The organism is Mycobacterium sp. NGS15 (assembly GCF_059813245.1).
In genome coordinates this window covers 149,733-173,815 of sequence record NZ_JCALEF010000003.1, presented here as the reverse complement: position 1 = coordinate 173,815, position 24,083 = coordinate 149,733, and the positions used below count along the sequence as shown (strand labels likewise).

General features: G+C 64.5%; 23 protein-coding genes. 6 read left to right on the top strand and 17 right to left on the bottom strand.

Annotated elements, in window-relative coordinates:
• Positions 1 to 50 precede the first annotated feature (50 nt).
• The 5 genes from AC5Y5C_RS08500 to uvrC form a co-directional block, all read right to left on the bottom strand.
• Positions 51 to 1,271, bottom strand: a complete 1,221-nt coding sequence (locus AC5Y5C_RS08500) for an MFS transporter (RefSeq protein WP_499971797.1) — start codon at positions 1,269 to 1,271, stop codon at positions 51 to 53.
• 178 nt (positions 1,272 to 1,449) lie between these two features.
• A complete protein-coding gene (gene whiA / locus AC5Y5C_RS08495) occupies positions 1,450 to 2,427 on the bottom strand; it encodes a DNA-binding protein WhiA (RefSeq protein ID WP_499971795.1) in 978 nt (325 codons plus the stop codon).
• Entirely contained in the window at positions 2,424 to 3,548 is a 1,125-nt protein-coding gene (locus tag AC5Y5C_RS08490) for a gluconeogenesis factor YvcK family protein (RefSeq protein ID WP_499970959.1), read from the bottom strand. Before AC5Y5C_RS08490 ends, whiA begins: the two co-directional genes overlap by 4 nt.
• Positions 3,545 to 4,450, bottom strand: coding sequence for an RNase adapter RapZ (gene rapZ / locus AC5Y5C_RS08485; RefSeq protein WP_499970958.1), 906 nt, complete (start codon positions 4,448 to 4,450; stop codon positions 3,545 to 3,547). Before rapZ ends, AC5Y5C_RS08490 begins: the two co-directional genes overlap by 4 nt.
• Positions 4,422 to 6,497 carry an excinuclease ABC subunit UvrC gene (gene uvrC, locus AC5Y5C_RS08480; RefSeq protein WP_499970957.1) on the bottom strand — a complete coding sequence of 692 codons (2,076 nt, stop codon included), beginning with the start codon at positions 6,495 to 6,497 and terminating at the stop codon, positions 4,422 to 4,424. The genes rapZ and uvrC overlap by 29 nt, the downstream gene beginning before the upstream one ends.
• Positions 6,498 to 6,636: 139 nt before the next feature.
• On the opposite strand from uvrC, the gene AC5Y5C_RS08475 reads away from it, so the two are divergent.
• The 3 genes from AC5Y5C_RS08475 to AC5Y5C_RS08465 are packed head-to-tail and all read left to right on the top strand — an operon-like array spanning position 6,637 to position 9,535.
• Positions 6,637 to 6,921, top strand: coding sequence for a hypothetical protein (locus AC5Y5C_RS08475; RefSeq protein WP_499971793.1), 285 nt, complete (start codon positions 6,637 to 6,639; stop codon positions 6,919 to 6,921).
• 15 nt (positions 6,922 to 6,936) lie between these two features.
• The gene (locus tag AC5Y5C_RS08470; protein WP_499970955.1) at positions 6,937 to 7,572 is read left to right on the top strand and encodes a hypothetical protein; all 636 of its coding nucleotides are present in this window, start codon (positions 6,937 to 6,939) and stop codon (positions 7,570 to 7,572) included.
• Positions 7,573 to 7,591: 19 nt separating this feature from the next.
• A complete protein-coding gene (locus AC5Y5C_RS08465; protein ID WP_499970953.1) occupies positions 7,592 to 9,535 on the top strand; it encodes a gamma-glutamyltransferase family protein in 1,944 nt (647 codons plus the stop codon).
• A 1-nt stretch (position 9,536) separates the two neighbouring features.
• On the opposite strand, the gene eutC is transcribed toward AC5Y5C_RS08465, so the two are convergent.
• The 10 genes from eutC to AC5Y5C_RS08415 all read right to left on the bottom strand — a co-directional run bounded on the left by eutC (position 9,537) and on the right by AC5Y5C_RS08415 (position 19,713).
• Positions 9,537 to 10,310: an ethanolamine ammonia-lyase subunit EutC gene (gene eutC / locus AC5Y5C_RS08460; protein WP_499970951.1), complete on the bottom strand. Its 774-nt coding sequence runs from the start codon at positions 10,308 to 10,310 to the stop codon at positions 9,537 to 9,539.
• Positions 10,307 to 11,722, bottom strand: a complete 1,416-nt coding sequence (locus tag AC5Y5C_RS08455) for an ethanolamine ammonia-lyase subunit EutB (protein ID WP_499970949.1) — start codon at positions 11,720 to 11,722, stop codon at positions 10,307 to 10,309. Before AC5Y5C_RS08455 ends, eutC begins: the two co-directional genes overlap by 4 nt.
• Entirely contained in the window at positions 11,719 to 13,146 is a 1,428-nt protein-coding gene (eat, locus tag AC5Y5C_RS08450; protein WP_499970948.1) for an ethanolamine permease, read from the bottom strand. Before eat ends, AC5Y5C_RS08455 begins: the two co-directional genes overlap by 4 nt.
• A 76-nt stretch (positions 13,147 to 13,222) precedes the next feature.
• Positions 13,223 to 14,746 carry an acetaldehyde dehydrogenase ExaC gene (gene exaC, locus AC5Y5C_RS08445; protein WP_499970946.1) on the bottom strand — a complete coding sequence of 508 codons (1,524 nt, stop codon included), beginning with the start codon at positions 14,744 to 14,746 and terminating at the stop codon, positions 13,223 to 13,225.
• A gap of 104 nt (positions 14,747 to 14,850) precedes the next feature.
• Positions 14,851 to 16,143, bottom strand: coding sequence for a helix-turn-helix domain-containing protein (locus AC5Y5C_RS08440; protein WP_499970944.1), 1,293 nt, complete (start codon positions 16,141 to 16,143; stop codon positions 14,851 to 14,853).
• A gap of 109 nt (positions 16,144 to 16,252) precedes the next feature.
• Complete coding sequence (locus AC5Y5C_RS08435; RefSeq protein ID WP_499970942.1) at positions 16,253 to 16,723, bottom strand: PH domain-containing protein; 471 nt, start codon at positions 16,721 to 16,723, stop codon at positions 16,253 to 16,255.
• The gene (gene ribH / locus AC5Y5C_RS08430) at positions 16,720 to 17,208 is read right to left on the bottom strand and encodes a 6,7-dimethyl-8-ribityllumazine synthase (protein ID WP_078295696.1); all 489 of its coding nucleotides are present in this window, start codon (positions 17,206 to 17,208) and stop codon (positions 16,720 to 16,722) included. The genes AC5Y5C_RS08435 and ribH overlap by 4 nt, the downstream gene beginning before the upstream one ends.
• On the bottom strand, positions 17,205 to 18,458 hold the full coding sequence (locus AC5Y5C_RS08425; protein ID WP_499970940.1) for a bifunctional 3,4-dihydroxy-2-butanone-4-phosphate synthase/GTP cyclohydrolase II: 1,254 nt from the start codon (positions 18,456 to 18,458) through the stop codon (positions 17,205 to 17,207). Before AC5Y5C_RS08425 ends, ribH begins: the two co-directional genes overlap by 4 nt.
• 95 nt (positions 18,459 to 18,553) lie before the next feature.
• On the bottom strand, positions 18,554 to 19,150 hold the full coding sequence (locus AC5Y5C_RS08420) for a riboflavin synthase (RefSeq protein WP_499970939.1): 597 nt from the start codon (positions 19,148 to 19,150) through the stop codon (positions 18,554 to 18,556).
• A 29-nt stretch (positions 19,151 to 19,179) separates the two neighbouring features.
• Complete coding sequence (locus tag AC5Y5C_RS08415; protein WP_499970937.1) at positions 19,180 to 19,713, bottom strand: Rv2240c family protein; 534 nt, start codon at positions 19,711 to 19,713, stop codon at positions 19,180 to 19,182.
• Positions 19,714 to 20,198: 485 nt separating this feature from the next.
• On the opposite strand from AC5Y5C_RS08415, the gene AC5Y5C_RS08410 reads away from it, so the two are divergent.
• The 3 genes from AC5Y5C_RS08410 to AC5Y5C_RS08400 all read left to right on the top strand — a co-directional run bounded on the left by AC5Y5C_RS08410 (position 20,199) and on the right by AC5Y5C_RS08400 (position 22,390).
• On the top strand, positions 20,199 to 20,876 hold the full coding sequence (locus AC5Y5C_RS08410) for an MspA family porin (protein ID WP_078329828.1): 678 nt from the start codon (positions 20,199 to 20,201) through the stop codon (positions 20,874 to 20,876).
• 62 nt (positions 20,877 to 20,938) lie between these two features.
• Positions 20,939 to 21,622: an MspA family porin gene (locus AC5Y5C_RS08405; RefSeq protein ID WP_499970936.1), complete on the top strand. Its 684-nt coding sequence runs from the start codon at positions 20,939 to 20,941 to the stop codon at positions 21,620 to 21,622.
• 42 nt (positions 21,623 to 21,664) lie between these two features.
• A complete protein-coding gene (locus tag AC5Y5C_RS08400; protein WP_499970934.1) occupies positions 21,665 to 22,390 on the top strand; it encodes a hypothetical protein in 726 nt (241 codons plus the stop codon).
• On the opposite strand, the gene AC5Y5C_RS08395 is transcribed toward AC5Y5C_RS08400, so the two are convergent.
• Both AC5Y5C_RS08395 and AC5Y5C_RS08390 read right to left on the bottom strand, forming a co-directional pair.
• Positions 22,391 to 23,053 (bottom strand): methionine ABC transporter permease, encoded by a 663-nt coding sequence (locus tag AC5Y5C_RS08395; protein WP_499970933.1) that lies wholly within the window; start codon positions 23,051 to 23,053, stop codon positions 22,391 to 22,393.
• Positions 23,050 to 24,081 (bottom strand): methionine ABC transporter ATP-binding protein, encoded by a 1,032-nt coding sequence (locus AC5Y5C_RS08390; protein ID WP_499970931.1) that lies wholly within the window; start codon positions 24,079 to 24,081, stop codon positions 23,050 to 23,052. The genes AC5Y5C_RS08395 and AC5Y5C_RS08390 overlap by 4 nt, the downstream gene beginning before the upstream one ends.
• Positions 24,082 to 24,083 lie beyond the last annotated feature (2 nt).

Here is a 24,083-nt window from a genome sequence, read left to right as displayed (position 1 = left end):
TCCCTCTTATGTCTGTTTGATATGTGGTGTACCCGTTATTGGGACTCACATTAGCCCAGGGGGTGAGCCACTTCGTCCCGGCCCAGCCGCGCCAACACATGGGCGGTGACCGCCAGAACCAGCGGCGCTATCCCGGCGATGACGAACACTGCGGTATTGCCGATCACGTGAGCCACCGGCACGACCATCGCGAAGGAAGCCGGCAGGCCCACCAACGAGACGAAGAAGTCCATGCTGGCGGCACGGCCCAGCATCTCCTCGGGCACCCGGCGCTGCATCAGGGTGCCCCAGATGACATTGGCTGCCTGCATGGTGCCGCCGACAATGATCATCGCCACGATGATGGTCCATAGATGCCCGGTGAAACCGATGAGCACCAGCGGCAGCGACCCGGCACCCCACATCAGGATCATCACGGTCAAGTACCGCCGTGCCAGGGGCAGCGATGACACCACGAACGACCCCGCCGCGCCCGCGATACCGAACAGCGCCAGCACCGTGGCATGCGAACCCGGGTCGCCACCGTGATCACGAATGACGAAGGGCAACAGGATTTCGATAGGGCCGACCACTACCAGCACGTAGCCGATCGCGAAGAGGAGCGTCGCGAAGAACCAGCTGGTGTGCACCATGTATTTGAAACCATCGAGGAGATCGGTGGCCGCGCGTCGCAGCGGGTGCTCGCCCGAGTCCGCCGGCACCGGCTCGTGCCGATGCCGAATGAGCGCCAGGCAGCCGACGGCGATCGCGATGAGGACCCCCTCGGTCAAGAACACCCCACCCGGCGCCCAGGCATTGACGATGGTGGCGCCGATCGCGGGTCCCAACGCCAATTGCACGGTGGGTCGCAGCACCCCTTCGATTCCGTTGGCGGCCAACAGTTCATCATGCGGCAAGAGGCTCGGCAACAGCGCGGTATACGAGGGGATGTAAAGGCCTTCGGAAATCCCGAACAGCAGCGATGTCACGCCGAGATGCCAGATCTGCAGGCTGCCCGTGAGGGCCAGCAGCGCCGTGACGAACATGATCGTGGCCTGGACGATCAGCGAACAGCGCATCACCCACAGCTTGGGCAGCCGGTCTGCGGCCACGCCGGCAGGTAACACACTGACCAGCAGTCCGATGCTGAACATGGTGCCCGCGACGGCCACTTGCCCCGGGCCCATGCCCATCCGGATGACCTGCCACACCAGCGCCACGGTCCACATCCCGTTGCCCAGCAGGGTCACCGCCAGGCCGAGCGTCAGCAGCCGGTAGTCACGATGGCGCAGCGGCCGCAGCGCACGGGGAAGTCTGGTCATCTGATGGTGTGACTCCTCGTCCGAAGAGTCCTCGGGGGTTTTCCCAAGGACCCCTTCGGTTTTCAACTGCTTGGCAGAGTCCACCGACCTAGGGTACGAAAGCACTCCGACAATTCGCCATCGGTTTTCGCCCCGCGGAGGCGACCTGCTAGGCCTCTTCGAGGAGCTCTGGGGTCACCGCGGACTCGGTATCGGGGATACCATCCGTCTTAGCCTTACGGTCGGCCATCGACAATAGTCGCCGGATACGGCCTGCGACAGCGTCTTTCGTCATCACCGGATCGGCAAGACGGCCCAGCTCCTCAAGCGATGCCTGACGGTGCTCGACACGCAACTTTCCGGCCGCCGCGAGATGGTCCGGCACCGTGTCACCGAGGATTTCCAGCGCCCGCTCCACCCGGGCAGCGGCCGCGACCGCGGCACGCGCGGACCTGCGCAGGTTCGCGTCATCGAAATTGGCGAGCCGGTTCGCCGTTGCCCGCACCTCACGGCGCATCCGGCGTTCTTCCCAGGTCAGCCGGGTGTCCTGGGCGCCCATCCGGGTCAGCAGGGCACCGATGGCTTCGCCATCACGCACCACCACGCGATCGCTTCCCCGCACCTCACGGGCTTTGGCACTCACACCAAGTCGTCGAGCCGCGCCCACCAGCGCCAGCGCCGCCTCGGGACCCGGGCAGCTGACCTCCAGCGCCGAGGACCTTCCGGGCTCCGTCAGCGAGCCGTGTGCCAGGAAGGCGCCACGCCACGCAGCCTCGGCATCGGCCACGCTGCCGCCGACCACCTGTGCGGGCAGCCCACGCACCGGGCGGCCCCGCAGATCGAGCAGACCGGTCTGTCTCGCCAGCGCCTCGCCGTCTTTGGCGACGCGGACCACGTAGCGAGTTGTCTTGCGGATACCGCCCGCGGACAGCACGTGGACCACGGCGCTATAGCCGTATAGATCGAAGATGTCCTTACGCAATCGCCGCGCAATGCTGCCCTGGTCGACCTCCGCCTCGACGACGACCCGCCCGCTGACGATATGCAGTCCGCCAGCGAACCGCAGCAGCGACGCGACCTCTGCGCGGCGGCTACTGACCTGAGTCACCACCAGGCGGCTCAGTTCGTCCTTGACCTCGGCGGTCATCGCCACGGGGCGTCCCCTCTCTGGATTCCATGCTCTGTGCTCCCGCCCCCCGCTGCCAGGCGCACCGTGGATTCGGCATCTGTTCCTACGGCCGCGGCCGTATTACCCGTCCGTACTCGATCCAAGACCGCCGACAATTTCGCGGGATCATGTAAATGTGTACCAGGGCGCGAGACATCAGCGAATTGAACCTGCGCATTGAACAAGGCGGCCGCCCTGGTCAAGTGGTCGCGTTCGGTGTCATCTGCAGACGCAGATTCGACGACGATGTCATGCACACCGAACTCGGGAGCGTGCTGCGAGAGTACGTGCAAATGGCGCTCCGCGGAAAAGCCCGCCGTCTCCCCCGGTTCCGGCGCAAGGTTCAAGATCAGGGCCTTACGAGCTCGAGTCTGCTGCAGGGCCGCGAAAAGATCGGGCACCAGCACATGCGGGATAACGCTCGTGAACCACGACCCTGGCCCCAAAACTACCAGGTCGGCGGCCATAATGGCCTCCACTGCCTGCCGGGTGGCGGGCGGGTTACCCGGGTGCATACGCACCCGGCGCACCTTGCCCGGTGTGGTCGCCAGCGCCACCTGTCCGCGGATCACCCGGCTCATGCGCGGGTCAGATTCCAGGCCGGATACGTCGGCCTCGATCTGCAACGGAATCGGACACATCGGCAGTACCCGTCCGGTGATACCGAGCATGCGTCCCATCTCGTCGAGCGCGGTGACCGGATCGGCGAGCATGTCGGTAAGTCCGGCCAGGATCAAGTTGCCGATCGGGTGCCCCGCCAATCCGCCGGTGCCTCCCAGCCGATGCTGAATGGCCGTGGCCCACATTCGCCCGCGCGGGCTGTCGGAGGCGAGCGCTGCCAATGCCATGCGTAGATCACCGGGGGGCACGATCCCGAGCTCGGAGCGGATTCGGCCGGACGACCCGCCGTCATCGGAGACCGTGACCACGGCGGTGATGTCGTGGGTGAGCCGTCGCGCCGCCGAGAGCGTCGCGTACAGACCGTGCCCGCCACCGAGAGCAACGATGCGCGGTTCGCGTCGCGGGAACTGGGAGTCCTCCGCCGCATCTGGGAGGTTCCCCCGTCCGCTTGCGGAAGGCCGCTCGGTGCCCGGATTCATTCGCGCCCCAAGTCGCGGTGCAACACACGCACCGACATACCTTCATTTGGTGCCATAGCTGCGGCCAGCGCCTCGGCTATCGCAACACTGCGATGCTTACCGCCTGTACAGCCAACCGCGATTGTCATGTAGCGCTTTCCCTCTCGCCGGTAACCGTCGATGACGAGGTTCAGCAGCCGATGGTAGGTGTCCAAGAACTCGTCCGCACCGGGTTGGCTCAACACGTACTGGCTGACCGAGGGGTGCTGGCCGGTGTGCGGCCGCAGCTCATCGACCCAGTGCGGATTCGGTAGAAATCGGACGTCGACGACCATATCGGCATCCATCGGCAGTCCATATTTGAATCCGAAAGATTCCACGGTAACGCTCAGGTGTGCCACTGTCTCGGTGCTGAAGGCGCGTTCGATGGCAGCACGCAGGCCAGGCACGGGCAGTGAGGATGTGTCGATGACCAGGTCCGCGGAGGCCCGAATGGGCGAGAGCAGTGCGCGTTCGGCGGCGATGCCCTCGGCGAGCGTCTGACCGCCCTGCAGCGGATGGCTGCGCCGGTTCTGTTCGTAGCGGCGCACCAGGCTTTCGTCGGATGCCTCAAGGAACAGCACTCGTGGGCTGATGCCCCGGGTGGCCAGGTCGGCGCGCACCGACTCCAGATCACCGGTAAAGCCCCGAGACCGAACATCCATCACCACGGCGAGCTGCGTGATGCGTGAACCGGCGGCAAGACCCAGGTCGACCATGCGCGTGATCAGTTCGGGCGGCAGGTTGTCCGCGACGTACCACCCCAGGTCCTCGAGCACCTTGGCAGTGGTGCCGCGCCCCGCGCCCGATAGGCCCGTGACCAGGACGACGTCGATATCGGCGTTCGCGGTCTCGTTAGACGGATGGAGTGTCATCGACTCCATTTTCGACCATGGCGGGCATCGGCGCGTCGGTTGCCCCGGAAGTCGCACCCGAAGTGTCAGGAGCGACGAGTGCCTCACGTACCGCGAGCGCGGTGGCCGCACCGATGCCCGGAACCGCGGTGATCTCCTCGACGCTGGCCTTCTTGAGCTGCGCCACCGAACCGAAATGCGCGACGAGTGCGGCCCGGCGGGCCTCACCGAGCCCTGGTATGCCGTCAAGCACCGAGGCAGTCATCCGCCGGGACCGCTTGCTGCGATGGAACGTGATGGCGAATCGATGCGCCTCGTCGCGTACGCGCTGCAGTAGATAAAGCGCCTGACTTGTTCGCGGCAGGATCACCGGATCTGCCTCACCCGGCACCCATACCTCTTCGAGCCGCTTGGCCAAACCGATCACCGCGACATCGGTGACACCCAGCTCGCGCAGTTCGGCGGCGGCCGCGTTGACCTGGGGCGCACCACCATCGACGACGAAAAGGTTTGGCGGATAGGCGAATTTCCGCGATCTGCCTTCCGGAGCCGCCACGCCGGCGACATCCAACCCCGGAGCCGCCACGCCGGCGACATCCAACCCACTAGCCGCATCCTTGTGGCTCTGCGCGTCTTGCACATGCCGCGCGAATCGTCGCCGGGTGACCTCCGCGATGGAGGCGACGTCATCGGAGCGCCCGTCGCCGGCGGCCTCCCTGATGCTGTAATGGCGATAATCCGACCGGCGGGACAGGCCGTCTTCGAAAACCACCAGCGAAGCCACCACATCGGTGCCCTGGACATGGCTGATATCGATGCACTCGATACGCAGCGGCGCATGCTCCAGACCGAGTGCATCCTGAAGCTCCTGCAACGCCGCCGATCTCGTGGTGAGATCGCCTGCGCGCTTCAGCTTGTGCTGCGAAAGGGCCTCTTTCGCGTTGCGCTCCACCGTCTCGGCGAGAGCCTTCTTATCGCCGCGCTGCGGTACCCGCAACGAGACCCGAGAACCACGTAGACCGGTCAGCCAGGAGGTCATCCCCTCGGCATCGCGCGGCAGAACCGGCACGAGAACCTCGCGTGGTACCGGCGCCACATCCGCATCCGTATCCGCGGCATGGGCGAGGTCGGCCTGATCGCCGTAGAACTGAGTGAGGAACTGTTCGACGAGTCCTTCCAGATCGGAATCGCCGGGATCCCCGGTTTTTTCCACGATCCATCCGCGTTGGCCGCGAACCCGCCCGCCGCGCACATGGAAGACCTGCACGGCGGCTTCCAGCTCATCATCGGCGAACGCCACCACATCGGCGTCGGTGCCGTCGCCGAACACCACGGTCTGTCGTTCCAGCGCGCGCTGCAGTGCTGAGATGTTGTCGCGCAGCCGTGCCGCCCGCTCAAAATTGAGTTCCTGAGAAGCATGGTTCATTTCGCGTTCCATGTCGCGAGCTAGACGATCCGTCTTACCCGACAGGAAGTCGCAGAAATCAAGGACGATCGCGCGGTGCTCTTCGGCGCTCACTCGCCCAACACAGGGCGCCGAACACTTTTCGATGTATCCGAGCAGGCAGGGCCGGTCAATCTGTTTGTGCCGCTTGAACACTCCATTGGAGCAGGTGCGCGCAGGGAACACCCGGGTGAGCAGATCGAGTGTTTCTCTGATGGCCCATGCATGCGAGTACGGGCCGAAGTAACGCACACCCTTGCGGCGGGGCCCGCGGTAGACGAACAGCCGCGGATACTCCTCGTTGAGGGTGACGGCAAGCACCGGATACGACTTGTCATCGCGGTAGCGGACATTGAAGCGCGGATCGAACTCCTTGATCCAGTTGTATTCGAGCTGCAAGGCCTCGACCTCGGTGCCCACCACGGTCCATTCCACCGAGCCCGCGGTGGTGACCATCTGCCGGGTGCGCGGATGCAGGCTCGCGACATCCGCGAAGTACGAGGTGAGCCGACTACGAAGGCTCTTGGCCTTGCCCACATAGATGACCCGTCCGTGCGGATCGCGGAATCGATAGACCCCCGGCTCGACGGGTATCGAGCCGGGAGCCGGTCGATAGGTCGAGGGATCGGGCACATATCCAGGCTAGTCGGGGGCTCCGACGCTCGAACTCATCGATAGGCGCCCGTCGCTGTTCGACAATCCGCTACCCTCAGGGGTACCTCAACTTAGAGGCGAAGGAGCGACAACCGTGCGTAGATTGCCCGCGGGGTTGATACCCGTGTTCGTCGCCGCGGCGGCAGGCCTGTCCCTCATCACCGCGGTACATGCCCTGGCCCGTCCGTCAAACGATGCCGATGCCGTCATCAACAGCCTGCAGGCCAGCGGCTATCGCGTGACCGTGACGAGAATCGGCTCGGCGCATCCCGACAACTGCGTCGTCCAGTCCGTCAATCAGCAGTCGCCGGTCTCCAATGTGGCCAGTGCTCGCGATATGCGCAACAGGCCGACATCGGTTCCCGTGTCTACCAAGGTCGCTCACGTCACACTGGCGTGCTGACAGATAGGACGATGGATGAGAAACAGCGTTGGCTCACTGGCCATTGCCATGGTCGCCACGACCGGAATCGCCCTGTCGCCCGCGATTGCCGCAGCTGATCCCGATACCCCAATACCTACGCCGAATTCTGAAACCGTTTCCCGGACAGCGATACTTCCCGTCTTCGCGCAGGAGGGCGTCAAGGTAAGGACCGGAAAACCTGGCGAGCTGCTGACCATCCATTTGCCCGATGACGCTCCCCTGCTGCCCGCCGAGTGGGGCCCCGACGGCGAGGCCACCTACCGCTCCGCCGACACCGACTTCACTGTGACGCCTCTTGTCGACGGTGGCGAGTACTTCACCATCGTGAAGAAGAACCCGTCCGACTCGTTCGACTACAACCTGCGCCTCGGACTACCCACGGGCACGCACTGGGTGCGCCACGACACCACGCTGCTGATCGAATCCGATGGCGCCGGTCCGGATCAGCCGGCCCTGTTGGTCGGAATGTTCGCATCGCCGAGGGTGACCACCGCCAGGGGCACCGATGTCCCGTTGACCGTCCAGCTCGATCCGAACGGCGACGCCGTGCTTTCGGCCCGGAGTCCGGAGCTGGCCAACACGCCGGTCGAAATCGGCTTCTCGTACCACCCGGTGGACATCTCCCCCTAACCGCTAACGTGATGGAACTGTGAGGACTCTGTCGAGACTGCTGGCCTTCCCCTCCATCGTCCTCCTCGCCGCCGCAGGTTGCTCGACTGATCACGCGGTACGCCCGGGTGCTGGCTCCGAACCCTGCAGCATCGTCACCAATGGCATTCCGGTTGCCAAAACCGCTGTGGCGGGTACCACCACCCAACGCGATATATCCACCAGTCCTGAGGTAGCCACGGGTTACCGCAAAGGCATGTCGGCGGTCCGCACCGCGAGCTATGCGGTCGCGACGGCCAACCCGCTGGCGACCCAGGCAGCGTGCCGGGTGCTGCGAGACGGCGGGTCGGCAGCGGACGCCTTGATTGCCGCGCAAGCCGTGCTCGGACTTGTCGAACCGCAATCCTCCGGAATCGGCGGCGGCGGGTTCCTCGTCTACTACGACGCACGGACGGGCGCCGTGCAGGCATACGACGGCCGAGAGGTCGCGCCCGCGGCGGCCACGGAGAACTACCTGCGCTGGATCGACGATGCCAACAGAGGCGGCCCCAGGCCGGATGCGCGGTCATCGGGCCGCTCGATCGGGGTGCCCGGAATCCTCCGCATGCTCCATGACGCCCATTCCGCACACGGCACCGTTCCGTGGCGCGACTTGTTCACTCCGGCAGTCCAATTGGCCGATGAAGGTTTCGAGATCAGTCCCCGGCTCGCCGCCGCGATCAGCGACTCGGCGACCAGCCTCGCCGTCGATCAGGAAGCGGGTACCTACTTTCTCAATCCCGACGGATCAGCGAAAGCCTCAGGGACAAAGCTCACCAACCCCGCCTATGCGAAAACCCTGGGTGCCATCGCCACCGACGGGCCGGATGCCTTCTACCGAGGTGCGATAGCCGAGGACATCGTCGCCGCGGCAGCAGATACCTCGTCCGGACGTACCCCGAGCCTCATGACGACGGCAGATCTGTCCGGGTACACGGCGAAGAATCGCGAACCTCTCTGCACCACATATCGCGATCACGAAATCTGCGGCATGCCGGCACCGTCCTCGGGTGGTATCGCCGTCGCCGCCACTCTGGGCATGCTGCAGAACTTTCCGATGGCGTCCTATCGACCTACGGAAGTCGACCTCGACGGAGGCAGGCCCACGGTCGACGGAGTGCACTACATCACGGAGGCCGAACGCCTGGCCTACGCAGATCGCGACAAGTACGTCGCCGACACCGATTTCGTCGCACTCCCGGGTAATTCCCCGGACACCCTGCTCAATCCGACCTACCTGACCGGGCGTGCCCAACTGATCTCCGGCGAGAAGACGATGGGCAGCGCCCGACCCGGCGAGTTCAATGTTCCGGCGTCGGCGGCCGTGTCCACTCCCGAACATGGCACCAGCCAGGTGACCGTCGTCGATGCTCGGGGCAATGCCGCATCGCTCACCACCACAGTCGAATCCGCGTTCGGCTCCTTCCACATGGTCGACGGCTTCATCCTCAACAACCAGCTCACTGACTTCTCTGCCGAGCCGCTGGGCAAAGACGGGCTTCCGATTGCAAACCGGGTACAGCCGGGCAAGCGGCCGCGTAGCTCCATGTCACCCACCATGGTCTTCGAACGCACGGAGTCCGGTCAGCGCGGTGCACTGCTACTCGCAGTCGGGTCGCCGGGGGGCTCGGTGATCATCCAATTTGTGGTGAAAACCCTTGTGGGCATCTTGGACTGGGGCCTGGATCCGCAGCAGGCGGTGTCCATGGTGGACTTCGGTGCCAACAACTCTCGGAAGACCAATGTCGGTGGCGAGCACCCCAACATCGATGCCCGCGACAACGGCGCCAACGATCCATTGGTCCAAGGGCTGCGTAGCCGCGGTCACACCGTGGACGTGGCCGACCAGTCCAGTGGCCTGTCGGCCCTGGTGCGGCGAGGGCCGGGGTGGATCGGCGGCGCGGATCCGCGGCGCGAGGGCCTCGTCATGGGCGACACCGGGTAGGTCAGCACAGCTCGCTGTGGCCGCCATCGTCGATCGCGCCGGCGCGTGAGGTGTCCTTGAGTGACACGCCGGAACGGCCCAGCAGGCGCGCACCGCGGACCAAACTCGTTGCGATGTGCGCGGCCTCCCGGTAACTGAGCCCGTCGGGTGGGTGGATGTTGGAAATGCAGTTGCGATCGGCGTCAGTACGACCCGGCCGCGGTCGATGCGTGACATAGATACCGAGACTGTCGACGACGCTGAGCCCGGGCCGCTCACCGATGATGACGATCAGTGTGCGGTACCGCCCCTGCGCCGCGATGTGATCGCCCAGCGCTACCCGGGCCTGCGTGGCGATCACGGGCGTGGCCAGCGTGTATAAGCCGCCGAACCGCAGGACGAGTTCGCGAACCAGCGGGACGCCATGGCGCATGAGTGCCGTCGGTGACAGTCCATCGGCGAGGACAAAACCGATATCCGCCGCGCCGCGTGGCACCGCAGACAAATCGGCGGGCAACCGTCCGAGGTCAGGTCTACGCAAATACTCGGCGCGCGAACTCACTTGGCTGGTGACCACGGTGGGCATGCCCAGCCCAATACCGCCGACTTCGGCAGTAAGGCGCTCGGTATCCAGCGGCACATGGACCGCATCGCGGGCGGCCGCGTGGGCAGCCGCCAAGTCCAGCACATCCCGGGTATGCAGTGCATTGCCCGCCCGTTCCAGACCGATCCGGGCTTGGGTATTTACCCGGAGTTCTTTCCAAAACTGTTGCCGGGCCACATCACCGGTGTTCATCGAGTGTCCGGTGTGGTCAGTGCACGCAGTGGCGAACTCGCCGCGTCGAATGGTGTGAGCCGGCCACCTTCGTCGATCATTCCGATAGCGTGCAACCACTGCTCGAACTCGGGCGCAGGCCGCAGTCCCAGCGTCCGGCGCGCCTGCAAGACATCGTGAAACGACAGACTCTGATAGCCGAGCATGACGTCGTCGGCGCCGGGAACGGTGATGACAAACGCGACTCCCGCTGCGGCAAGCAGGATCAGCAGTGTGTCCATGTCGTTCTGGTCGGCCTCGGCGTGATTGGTGTAGCAGACATCGACACCCATCGGCAGGCCAAGTAGCTTGCCGCAGAAGTGATCCTCCAGTCCGGCACGGACGATCTGCTTACCGTCGTAGAGGTATTCCGGCCCAATGAATCCGACGACGGTGTTGACCAAGAAGGGCTCTAGATCGCGCGCCACCGCGTAGGCGCGGGCCTCTAATGTCTGCTGGTCAACGGGTTTGCCGCCAGCGCCCATATGGGCGTGCGAGCTCAACGCCGATCCTTGTCCGGTTTCGAGGTACATGACGTTGTCCCCAACGGTCCCTCGTCGCAGGGCCCGGGTCGCATCTCGGCCCTCGCGCAGCAGCGCAATGTTCACTCCGAAAGCGGAATTCGCGCCCTCGGTGCCTGCGATCGATTGGAACGTCAAGTCCACCGGCGCGCCCCGTTCGATCAGTCCGATCGTCGTGGTGATGTGCGAGAGAACGCATGACTGGGTGGGGATGTCGTAGCGCGCTCTGATGGAGTCGAGTAGGTGAAGCAGATCCGATGTGGCATGCGGTGAATCGGTCGCCGGGTTGATGCCGATGACGGCGTCGCCGCATCCCAGAAGTAGCCCGTCCAGCACGGCAGCGGCGACACCACGGGGATCGTCGGTGGGGTGATTCGGCTGCAGCCGGGTGGCCAGCGTGCCCTTGCGGCCAATGGTGGTGCGGAAAGCCGCGCTCACGTGCATGGCTGCTCCCACAGCGACCAAATCTTGATTGCGCATGATCTTGCTCACCGCCGCCGCCATCTCTGGAGTGATTCCGGCGGAGACGGCGGCGATCCGCTGAGCGCCGTCATCACGGGAAGCGTTTTCCAGTAACCAGTCCCGAAAGCCGCCGACCGTAAGATGCGCGATGGCAGCGTAGGCCCGGCGATCGTGGCTGTCGATGATCAGTCTGGTGACTTCATCGGTTTCATAGGGCACCATCGCTTCGTTGAGAAAGATGTCTAGCGGAAGATCTGCGAGAACCCATGCCGCAGCTGCCCGTTCGGCATCGGAGTCTGCTGCGCAGCCGGCGAGCTGGTCACCCGACCGCAGCGGCGTCGCCTTGGCCATCACATCCACGAGTCCGTCGAAGCTGTGGCTCACCCCCGCAATCTGTTGCCGGTACTTCACGTAAGCTCGCTTTCCGCCTCCGCCAGCATCGCGAACTCTTCGTCCGGCGAGTTCGCCACCAGGCGATGGCGGCTGTAGAGGGCGAAGTACAGCATGAACGCCGCGAACACGGCCAGACAGAGGCTTGCCGCCACCGGGTTGACCAGGAATGTCGCGATGACCGCCAGCACCGCGACCACCAAAGCGAAGCCGGTCGTGGCGATGCCGCCCGGGGTCCGGTACGGGCGCTGCATATTCGGCTCATGTACCCGCAGCACAATGTGGCTGACCATCATCAACACGTAACTCAGCGCAGCTCCGAAGACCGCCATGTTCAGCAGCAAGTCACCGTGCCCTGTCAACGACAACGCGAATCCGATGATGCCCGGGACCACCAGCGCCAGGGTCGGCGCCTTGCGGGAGTTGGTCACCGAGAGAACCGTCGGCAGATAGCCCGCGCGAGACAGCGCGAACAGCTGACGTGAATACGCGTAGACAATCGAGAAGAAGCTCGCGATAAGCCCGGCCAACCCGATGTAGTTGACCAACTTGGCGGCGGTGCCGTGACCAAGCGCCTCGACCAGCGGATTGCCTGAATCCGACATCTGTTCCGCGCCACCGGCGCCGGTGGTCAGCACCAGCGCTATCGCACAGGTCACCAGCAGCACACCGATCGCCGCGATGATCCCGCGCGGCACATTGCGTTCCGGATTGGCCGTCTCCTCAGCCGCCAGCGGAACACCCTCGACAGCGAGGAAGAACCAGATGGCGAACGGGATCGCAGCCCAGATTCCCAGGTAGCCATGTGGCAGGATGCTCGAAGCTCCCGCGGCACCTTCGTCCACCGCGATATTGGTCAGATTGTGAATGTCGAAATGGCCTGCAGCGGCGACCGCGAAGATCAACAGGCCCACCAACGCAATCGCGGTGATGGCGAACATCACCTTCAGCGCCTCACCGACACCCGACAGATGAATGCCGATGAAGACGGCATAGGCGGCCAGGTATACCCACCACCCGTTGGTGATGCCGAACAGCCCCAGCGACTGGACGTATGCGCCGATGAAGGTGGCGATGGCCGCCGGCGCGATCGAGTACTCGATGAGAATTGCGGTGCCCGTTGCGAATCCCCCCCACGGGCCAAGTGCACGGCGCGCAAACGTGTACCCGCCCCCCGCCGTCGGCAGTGCCGAAGACAGCTCTGCCATACCGAGCACCAGCGCCAAATACATGCCCGCGATCACCACGGTGGCGATCGCCAGTCCACCGAACCCGCCGTGGCCGAGGCCGAAGTTCCAGCCCGAATAGTCGCCGGACACCACATAACTCACCCCGAGGCCGGCCAGCAGCAGCCAACCCGCGCTCCCCGGTCTGAGTTGGCGTTTGCGCAAATAGTCCGCGCTCTCGAGATGCTCCTCGACGTGGCCGTGCTTGGTGGTCGCCATATATCGTTTCCTTGCTCTCCGCAGATCAATTCAGTGAGGTGACGTCGCTTTCAGGTGATATCGCCGATGGCGATGGTCAGAAGAATCCCTGCGCCTTCGAGCTGTAGGACACCAGCAGGTTCTTGGTCTGCTGGTAGTGATCGAGCATCATCTTGTGGTTCTCGCGGCCGATGCCGGACCGCTTGTAACCGCCGAACGCGGCGTGCGCGGGGTACTGGTGATAGCAGTTGGTCCACACGCGGCCCGCCTTGATGTCACGCCCGGCGCGGTAGGCGACATTGCCGTTTCGGCTCCACACTCCCGCACCCAGCCCGTAGGGAGTGTCGTTGGCAATGGCGATGGCGTCGTCGTAGTCGGCGAACGAGGTCACAGCCAGTACCGGCCCGAAAATCTCCTCCTGGAAGATTCTCATCGAGTTGGTGCCGGCGAAGACCGTCGGTGTCACGTAGTAGCCGCCCGACAGGTCACCATCGAGTTCCGCGCGCTCACCGCCGGTAACCAGCCGTGCCCCTTCGGATTTACCGATGTCGATGTAAGACATGATCTTCTCGAGCTGCTCATGGGAAGCCTGTGCCCCCATCATTGTCTCGGTGTCCAGCGGGTCGCCCTGGCGGATGGCCTTGGTGCGGATGGCGGCCAGTTCCAGGAACTCGTCGAAGATATCGGCCTGAATCACGCTCCGCGAAGGACAGGTGCACACCTCGCCCTGGTTGAACGCGAACATCGTGAACCCTTCCAGGGCCTTGTCCTGGAAGTCGTCACCGGCCGCCATCACATCAGAGAAGAAGAGGTTGGGGCTCTTGCCACCGAGCTCCAGTGTCACCGGGATCAGGTTTTGGCTGGCGCACTGCATGATCAACCGGCCCGTGCCCGTTTCACCGGTGAACGCGATCTTGGCGATCCGGCTGCTGGAGGCCAACGGCTTTCCCGCCTCCACCCCGAACCCGTTGACGATATTCACGACGCCGGGTGGCAGGAGATCGCCGATGAGCGAGAACAGGTACAGGATCGAGGCGGGGGTTTGTTCGGCGGGCTTGAGTACCACCGTGTTGCCGGCGGCGATGGCCGGGGCGAGTTTCCAACTGGCCATCAAGAGCGGGAAGTTCCACGGAATGATCTGCCCGACCACACCGAGAGGCTCGTGAAAGTGATAGGCGACGGTGTCCTCGTCGATCTGCGATAACGAACCCTCTTGCGCCCGAAGGACACCGGCGAAGTATCGGAAATGATCGACGGCCAGTGGGATGTCAGCGTTCAGGGTTTCGCGGATGGGCTTACCGTTGTCCCACGACTCGGCAACGGCGATGGACTCCAGGTTGGATTCCATCCGGTCGGCGATCCTGTTGAGGATGAGAGCCCGATCGGCCGGTGAGGTCTTGGCCCAGCCCGCCGCTGCGGCGTGTGCGGCATCGAGGGCCTTCTCGACATCGGCCTCACCGGAGCGCGGGATCTCGCAGAACACCTCCCCCGTCACCGGCGTGCGGTTCTCGAAGTATCGCCCCTGTGCCGGAGGGACCCATTGTCCGCCAATGAAATTCCCGTAGCGGGACGCGAACGTCATCAGCGCTCCCTGCGCACCCGGGCGGGCATAAACAGTCACGGTGGTCTCCTGCCTTCAAGACAACAAATGTGTCGGTAATCACTGAAGGTAGGTTTTGGCCCGTTGCAGCACGGTTGCAACTTTTCGTGCGGCGGCGGCAGTGTTCAGGCGAGATCGGAATCCAGCGCAATGAGGTGGCCGCGGGCTTCAGACTGGATGAGCACGCCCGCGCCGTGATGATCGTGCAGCGCCTGCCACCCCTCACGGTCATCGCGCGCCTCCGGAAGATCCAGCCAACGGCGCAGCAGGTGCAGATCGCCATCGGCAAGTACGGCGCCGCGAACGCTCGCGCTCAGCTCCAGGCGCAGTCTCCCAATGGCCGGGGCCGCGGAACGCGGCAGCAGCTGGCCCGAATAGCAGTCGATTACCCTGGCAATATCCCCGGCTCGAAGAGCGGCGAAGACGTCACCCATATCGCTTCCTACCTGAGTAGTCAGCCGGTAGGGCCGGGACACGATCAACTCGTCTCCCACGATGCGGCGCAGTCGCGACATTTCCGCGCGGATGGTGACGACGTCGAGATCGTTTTCGTCGAGCAGCATCGCCAGGTGGTCGGCGCTCAACCCCTCGGGGTGACGCAGCAACAGCGCCATGATCTCGGCATGGCGACCGGACAGCCGGTGCGCGCGTATCCGATGCTGGCCGTCACCGGTGTGCAGAACCGGGCGGTCAGCGCCGAGCAAGGTCAGTCTCGGTTCGGTATCGCTGTCCGGGTGCCCGCGCTGCGGGTAGTTCAAGGCGATGAAATGCTCGACGGCAACCGCCGTTGCACGCACCAACGCCAGGGTCTGTGCCGAGGCGACGGCCGAACCGCCCGTGAGATCGATACTTCCCAAGGCTAATCCGGTCCGCGGGTCATGTATCGGCACTGCGGTGCACGACCACGGCCGGACCAGCCTGCAGAAGTGCTCGCTGCCACGGATCTGCACCTCTCGATCCAGCGCGAGGGCGGTACCCGGGGCGTTGGTGCCCACCGCCCGCTCACTCCAGTCGGCACCGGGCACGAAGTTCATCGTGGCCGCCTTGCGCCCCGCGCCAGGGTCACCTTCTACCCAAAGCAGTGCGCCGTCGGCAGCGGTGACCCCCACCAGCACGCCCGAGTCGATGGCGTGGTCCACCAGCAGCCGACGGATGACTGGTAACGCACCGGCGAGGGGATGGCTGCTGCGCAGTTCGGTCAGGCGCGTCGCGGCGGCCGCTTCACCGGGCCCACGGTCGGGATCGACCCCGGTGGCCAGGCTCCGCTGCCAGCTGTCGGTCACGAGACGCGGCAGAGGTACCGACTCGAGATACGAACCATCTACGTGACCCGCCACGAAGAGGTCGTGCGCGTCACGTACGGACGCCAACGATGCGCGGACAGCCCCGCGGCGCGTTGCACTTCTCGTAGTCGCCACGGTCTCCAAGCTCTCTGCCCTGGCCATAGTCGCAGGCACGGTCGATATTCACACGATACGTCGACATCGCCGCCAGGAAGGGAAACTGGGCGAGATAGCCGGCCACCGGCTAGGCCGTTGACTGATCCGTGTACTTGACGACCAATCCCCGCAGCGCGTCCATCGCGTCGACAGCACGCTGCTTATCAACTGTCTGAATGGCCATGAGCGGCTCGTACTCGTAGTCGTCCAGGTCCAGCCGCGCCCATTGCGCACCTGCCGGAAATGAGACGCCAACTACCTCTGTCCAAGGAATGAGCTTGGGACCCAACACGTTGCGCACCTCGATGCCCGCCGCACCGGCGCGTACCCGAGGGCGGGCGAACATGAGGACCACGCCGGCGATGACGAAGCCCACCAGAGCGATTCCGACCTGGTCGGACGTCTTGAAGATCACGCCACTATTGGGCGAGATCTTCAGCAGCAGACCCACCGCGACATGCGCGGCCGCGATGACGAACGCGGCCGCGTATACAAAGTACGGCGACAGATGCGGTTTAAGGACGAGTTCCCATTCGCCGTCGCGCGGCGATTCGGTCACGCCTCGGTCCAGGGCTGACGGAGCCGACGCAGGGTGAGCGCGGTATCCAGTGCGGCCGCCGCTGCCTGAGCGCCCTTGTCCTCCGAGGACCCAGGCAGGCCGGCACGGTCGAGGGCCTGCTGCTCGTTGTTCACGGTCAACACCCCATTGGCAACTGGTGTGCTGGTATCCAGCGAAACACGAGTCAGCCCGGTGGTCACCGCATCGCAGACATAGGTGAAATGCGGTGTCTGGCCTTGGATCACAACCCCGAGCGCGACAACGGCGTCGTGCGTGCGGGCGAGGGCCTGCGCCACCACTGGTATCTCGATGGCGCCGAGAACCCGCACCACAGTCGGACGGTCGATACCCGCGTCGGCGGCGACACGCTTGGCGCCGTCCAAGAGTGCGGTGCAGATCTGGTCATGCCACGTACTGGCCACTATCGCCACGCTAAGCCCAGATGCGTCACCGACTTTCAGCGACGGGATGCCATCGCCGCTCACGCGCCGTCTGCCTCGGGATGATCATCGAGATCAGCCAGGTCGTGCCCCATCCGGTCCCGTTTGGTGCGCAGGTATCGGATGTTCTCCGAGTTGGCACGCACCGGCAGCGGCACTCGCTCGATGATGTGCAGCCCATAGCCGTCCAATCCCACACGCTTGGCGGGGTTATTGGTCAGCAGCCGCATGGACTTCACGCCCAGGTCGACCAAAATCTGTGCGCCCAAACCATAGTCACGTGCGTCAGCAGGCAAGCCGAGCTTAAGGTTCGCATCCACGGTGTCCTCCCCGGCATCCTGCAGCTGGTAGGCCTGCAGCTTGTGCATCAGTCCGATACCGCGCCCCTCGTGGCCGCGCATGTACAGCACGATGCCACGACCCTCCTTGGCCACCATCTCCATCGCGGCGTCCAGCTGCGGACCGCAATCACAACGGCGCGAACCGAATACATCGCCAGTCAGGCATTCGGAGTGCACCCGCACCAACACATCATTTCCGTCGCCGTCAGGTCCGGAGATGTCCCCGAGGACCAGCGCCACGTGCTCGACGTCGTCGTAGATACTCGTGTAACCCACCGCACGAAACTCGCCGTGCTGGGTAGGGATCCGCGCCTCGGCGATCCGCTCCACATGCTTCTCGTGCTTGCGGCGCCACTCGATCAGGTCGGCGATCGAGACCAGTGCGAGGTTGTGCTCATCGGCGAAGACCCGCAACTCCTCGGTCTGCGCCATCGCACCTTCGTCCTTCTGGCTGACGATCTCGCAGATCACCGCCGCGGGCCGCAGCCCCGCCAGCTTGGCCAGGTCGACCGAGGCCTCGGTGTGGCCGGGGCGCCGCAGCACTCCACCTTCCTTGGCGCGCAACGGAACAACGTGGCCGGGCTTGGTGAAGTCATTGGGGGCGCTCGCTGCATCAGCCAAGAGCCTCATCGTCGCCGCGCGATCAGAGGCCGAAATACCGGTCCCGATACCGTTTTTCGCGTCGACGGTGACGGTGTATGCGGTGCCGTGCTTGTCCTGATTCACCGCGTACTGGGGCAGCAGCCCGAGCCGGTCGCAGTCCTCCCCGGCCAGCGGCACACAGAGGTACCCCGACGTGTACCGCACCATAAACGCCACCAATTCCGGGGTGGCCTTCTCCGCGGCGAATATCAGATCGCCTTCGTTCTCCCGATCCTCATCGTCGACGACGACGATGGCCTTACCGGCGGCGATATCGGCGACAGCGCGTTCGATGCTGTCCAACCTGGTCATGGGGACCACTCTCGTTAGGGGCATGTGGGCAACTCAATTATGAACCACCGGGAATTCAATGGTTCGAGCGCTGTTCACTCAGCGGAACCAAGGGACTAAGAACGGTGTTCGAGCAGGCGTTCGACGTACTTGGCGATGACATCCACCTCGAGATTCACCGTCGTGCCCGCCGCAGCCGATCCGAGCGTCGTCAAACCCAACGTGGTCGGAATGAGCGATACCTCGAACCAGTCCGGCCCCAGTCCCGACACGGTCAGCGACACCCCGTCCACCGTGATCGAGCCCTTGTGGACCACGTAACGGGCCACCGCCTCCGGCAGTGAGACGCGCACGACCTCCCAGTTCTCTGACGGGGTACGGGCGAGCACCTCTCCGGTGCCATCAACATGCCCCTGCACGATGTGCCCACCGAGCCGGCTGTTCACTGCGGCCGCGCGCTCCAGATTGACCTTTGTACCGGTCACAATCTTGTCCAGGCTCGATCGCGACAGCGTCTCTCCCATGACGTCGGTGGTGAAAACTCCGCCAGGTCCCACGTCGACCACCGTGAGGCATACGCCGTTGACGGCGATCGAATCGCCATGTTTCGCATCCTCGACAACGAGCGGGCCAAGCACGGTGAGACGGGCAGAGTCGCCAAGATCTTCTCTACCCAGAATCTCGCCAAGCTCCTCAACGATTCCGGTGAACATGGAACAAGAGTAGGGCGCCGGCCGCCGTGCTAGGCGTGCGTCCCTGCCTGGGCGCAGGCCATCTGGACCTTCTGCGCATCGGTGTTCAGGTCGTTCGCCTTGCCGTTCACACCATCGACCGGGGCACGCACACCCATGAGGATCATCAGCTTGTTCGCGTTCGTCGCCCACGAGCGCATCGGATCGGCGATCGCCGGGTCCAGCTCCGGGGTGCTCGCCGCCTCATTGGCAAAGGTCGCGGCCTCACGGAGAGCACTGCGGCCAGTTCCATTGCTCGACGACACGTAGGCGTCGCTGTAGTTGCCTTCCATGCCGGCCAGGTTCTCGGCGAAGTCGGAATAGTTCGTCGCCGCGTAGTCGAGTGCCGTCGCGAACTTCGCGCACGCCTCGACGGCCGCCGGGGTTGCGCTATCGGAGGTCGGTGCGGGTGCGGACACCACCGCGGGGCCGGGCGCCTGCACGGTCTGCTGCGCCGGCTGTTCCGCCTGATCTTGGCCATCTGGTTCGGCATACGCCACAGGAAGCGTCGCCAGTCCCATGCCGATCGCCAGCAGCGACGGCACCGCCGCCTTCCGACAGAGATGTAGTGGCCTCATCAATTCCTCTCCAGATTCTCTGGTGCTGTTCGGCCGTGACCGTACCGGTAATTCCATACGGCGTCGCGGTATGACAGCACCAATACCCGATAGTGAGTTGCGGAATTGTCACGAGTCTGAACGACTGTTGAACAACTGGCATACGAAGAGGAATTCGACTGACCGTTGAAAAGTGTGCTAGATACCCCTACCCGGTAGTCCCAAACTGTCTCATCCAGACGGCAGCGACACCAGTGGTTTTCGTCACAATCGCCGAGGCAGAAGGCTTTTCGCGTTTCAAATCATCGCGGTTGGAACGGTGTGTACCGACGTACGAAATGGATAGACATTGGGCGATAACTGTTGTCCGTCCATTCACCCTTTGGAAACACAGCACCCCCAACATTCGTCGGGACAGCTTCCTCACAGAAGTCACACGGACATCACCAACAATTGAGAGGCGCTACCGCACCATGCTGAAAAGTCTTGTCACTCTGACTGCAGTCTGCGCGCTTGCTGCTTCGGCGCCCCTCGCCCTGGCAGAACCCGGTGATGATCCGGCCCCAGTCCAGCCGGTGGCCGACGCACCGCCGCCCCCGCCCGTCGACACCGGCGCGATGCCCTCGGCAGAGCCCGGAACCTTGCCTACCCCGGACGGCTGGATCCTCGCCGTCGCCGCTAAGGACGAAAGCCTGCTGCCGGTCGCGCCTTTGACCACGGCGCTGTCCTCACGCGAGTACATCGTCGGTGGCACATTCATCGGTGGAGTGAAGGGTTCGGGCAAGACCAAGCTCGCCGGTGGAACGCTCGAGGCCGGATACCAGATCGGCTGCGGTATCACCGGTGGTCCCGTGGAGCTCATGGGTGGTGTCAGCCTCCAGCCGTCGATCAGCATGGCGGGTGTCCCCAGCGCCAGCGCCGGCATCGTCGGTCAGATCAAGGTCGGCCTCAAGCCCGGTACGGTGACCATTGTTCCGGTCAATAAGAAGGCCTTCGAGGGCACCACCACGCGCACCACCATCACCGGATTCCGTATCAAGATCGACGGCTGCGTCGGTCAGTCCTTCATCCGGTCATACGCGACCTTCACCAGCTCCACGGAAAACACCGATGACGTGGTCACCTACATGGGTATCACCAAGGCCGTCTGACGTCGATGCCCCACACGCTTACAGCCACCCCCACGCAAAAGACCACGAGAGGCCTCACTCCCATGCTCAAGAGTCTCGTCACCCTGACCGCCGCGTGCGCACTCGCCGCATCGGCGCCGCTCGCACTGGCGGACCCAGACGACCCGCCACCCGTGCAGCCCGTGGCCGACGCCCCACCTCCCGCAGACGGCCCGCCGCCCGACAATGGCGTTGTCGGCTCCGAGGATCCGGGCATCGTCAAGACGCCCGACGGCTGGATACTCACCGTGGGTGCCAAGGATGAGACCCAGTTGCCCATCCCACCGCTGACCACCGCCACCTCCTCCCGTGAGTACCTCGCCGGTGGCACCTTCACCGGCTCGGCGAAAGGCGGCGGCAGCAGCAAGCTGTCCGGCGGCACCCTGGAAGCCGGCTACCAGATTGGTTGCGGCATCAGCCTGAACACCGTCAAGCTGAATGGCTCGATCGGCCTCAACGCGGGCCTGGGTACAGCCGGTCTCACCAGCCTCGGTATGCCCATTCAGGGCCAGATCGAGGTGCACCCCCAGCCCGGTGAGGTCATCAACGTCTCTGTCGACAAGAAGAAGTACAAGGGCAGCGAAGTGCGCATCACTCTCAAGGACGTGCACATCAAGATCGACGGCTGCATCGGACAGTCTTTCCTGCGTTCGTATGCCGTGCTGACCAGCTCGTCCAAGGACAACGACGACATCGTCGCCTACTACGGCGTCACGAAGACCGTCTAGCCGGACCGTCCGAACCACATTCAGTACAGAGGAGGCGCAGCCATGAGGAACCCCGATCGTCCGTCCATCGTGAAGATCGGGGTGGCTGCGGCTCTGGCCGCCAGCGCGCTGCTGGCCTCGGCGGCCACCGCCGCCGGCGATCCCGGGGAACCAGACCCAGCGCCTGCACCCGCGGCCGCACCTCCCCCTCCCGGTCCGCCGGAACCACCGCCGCCGTCGCAGATCGGCAACCCACTCGCCCTGTCCGGAACCGAACAGGGTCCCGGCGGCATACCCACCAACCTCGCGATCGTCGGTAACCCCAATCTGATTGGCCAGAACCCAGTACCGGCGGCACCGGCCGCTCCTGGCGCCGAGGCTCCCGTCATCACCCCGAACACCAGGGCACTGAACAACCAGTACCTGCTGCCGCAGAATCTGCAGCCCGCCGAGCCCGGCAAGGGCGAGATCTATGGCGTGAACCCCGGAGAAGAGAACGCCGACATCTCGGGCCGCGACTACCTGGGACGGCTCGTGCGCGGTGTTCAGGACGGCCAATGGCGCGGCGGCATCGTGGGCCGGGGAACCAAGGAATCGCTCAACCAGCCGTTGCCCGGCACTGCCCCACCTCCCGGAACACGCATCCCCGGCCTGGGGGATGACTCCCAGGGGCCGGCCCCAGACCAGTGGCATTGGACCCCGCCCGAGGCACCCGAGGGCGCTCCACCCGCACCCGGCGCACCCCCTGCGCCGGCGGCGGCACCGCCCGTACCGGCACCCCCTGCCTGACTATCGCCGAAGGGCCTTGCGCGCCAAATAATTTCCCAAGAACTGTGCCGCCTGGACCAGCGCGATGATGATGACGGTCGAGACGATTGTCACCTGCCAGTTGAAGCGCTGGTACCCCTGCACGATCGCGAAATCGCCCAGCCCGCCGCCGCCGACCAATCCTGCCATCGCGGACATGTCGACAATTCCGATCAGCACAAAGGTGTAGCCGAGAATCAAGGGCCCCAACGCTTCCGGTACCAGTAGCGTCAGGATGATGCGCAGCGGACCGGCGCCGACCGCGCGCGCCGCCTCGATGACCCCGGGGTCGATGGTCACCAGATTCTGTTCGACGATGCGGGCGATCGCGAACGAGGCCGCGACGATCATCACGAACACCACCGCCGTAGTGCCGATCGTCGTCCCCACGACCCCCAGCGTGATCGGCCCCAGGGCAGCGATCAGCACCACGAACGGTATGGGCCGGACGATGTTGACCACCACATTGAGGAGCGTGTGCAGCACCCGGTTCTGCAGCAGCCCGCCGGATCTAGTGGTGTACAGCAGCATTCCCAACGCCAGACCGACGAGGCCGCCCACCACCAGGGTGATCGACACCATGTACAGGGTGTCACCGAACGCCTCGAATAATTGCGGCCGCAGCCGCTCCCAATTCGTCGTCATCGCCTCACCGACTGGATGGTTGTCACGGCCGACAAATCCGAAATAATCTGCGCCACTTGGTCATCAGGCCCTTCGAGTTCGAGAGTGAGATTGCCGAAGGAACGCGACTGGAGCGTGGTGATACCTCCGTACACCACCTCGAAGTGCACCCCGAGCCCGGTGGCGCGGGCCAGCGCCGGGCCAATCTGCACACCCTCACTGATCTCGACCGAGACGATGCTGCCCTTGTGCCGCTGGACTATTCGTGCCACGTCTGCGGCGCTGGGGGTGTTCTGCAGGACAGTGCCGACGAAGCGCTTACCCGCCTCGCTCTGCGGGGCGGAGAACACGTCGAACACGGTTCCGGTCTCGACGACCCTGCCGTCGGCGAGGACCGCGACACGGTCCGCGACGGTACGCACCACATCCATCTCGTGGGTGATCACCACGATGGTCACCCCGAACTCATCGTTGACCGCGCGCAGCAGCTGCAGAACGTCGCCGGTGGTCTCGGGGTCCAACGCACTGGTGGCCTCATCGGCCAACAGAATCGACGGTGATGTCGCGAGTGCCCGCGCGATGCCGACACGTTGCTTCTGCCCGCCGGAGAGCTGATCGGGATAGCTCTTGGCCTTATCGCCCAATCCGACGAACTCCAGCAGTTCGGCGACCCTGGCCGTGCGCTTCTCGGCGGTCCATCCGGCCACCCGCAGCGGATACGCGATGTTTCCCGCCACGGTTCGGGACCGGAAGAGGTTGAACTGCTGAAAAATCATGCCGATATCGGTGCGCAGACGCCGCAGTTCACGCTCCCCCAGCGCGCTCACCTCAGCTCCATCCACGACGACGCGACCAGAGCTGGGTTGCTCCAGCCCGTTGATGAGACGTACCAGCGTGCTCTTGCCAGCCCCCGAGTAACCGATCATCGCGAATACGTCACCCGCAGCGATGTCGAGCGACACATCGTCAACAGCGGTCACGGTCTTCTTGCCCACCCGAAAGGTCTTGCTGACGTTCTCGAACCGGATGAGCGATGTCGCGCCGGTCATTT